The sequence below is a fragment of the Streptomyces sp. SID13726 genome, from assembly GCF_010548375.1.
Classification (GTDB): Bacteria; Actinomycetota; Actinomycetes; order Streptomycetales; family Streptomycetaceae; genus Streptomyces.
The window spans coordinates 1-390 of record NZ_JAAGLY010000828.1; the positions used below are offsets into that span (position 1 = coordinate 1).

The following is a 390-nucleotide window of genomic DNA, read 5'->3' on the forward strand; positions in this document are numbered from 1 at the left end:
GTCGAGCGTCCGTTGCGGCGCCGCTGGGAAGTCACGCCGGAGGTCACGGCCCTCCTGCCCGACGACGCACACCCCCTTCTCCGTGAGGGTGCGGCCGGCGCGGAGCAGAGCTGGGCCTCGGAGAAGGAGTTCAGAGCGGCGCTCGCCGACGTCGTCGCCGCGGCGTCGAAGCTCGACGTGACGATCGACGCGAAGACACAGCGTGCGATCCTCAAGGCAGCGGCCGTCCCCGACCCCGACGTCGACCCCGTGGTCGTCAAGGGCAGCCCGGCGCCCGACCCGGACCTGCGCGACTACGAGAACATCCCGCTCCCATCCGGGTACCTCGACATGACCGACGAGCAGCGTGCCAAGGCCCTGCGCGAGGCCGCGGAGAACCACCTGCGCGAC

1 pseudogene is annotated in these 390 nt (G+C 71.8%); it reads left to right on the forward strand.

Annotated elements, in window-relative coordinates:
- Positions 1–390 (forward strand): annotated as a pseudogene (locus G3I78_RS50530) (hypothetical protein); the annotation flags it as partial.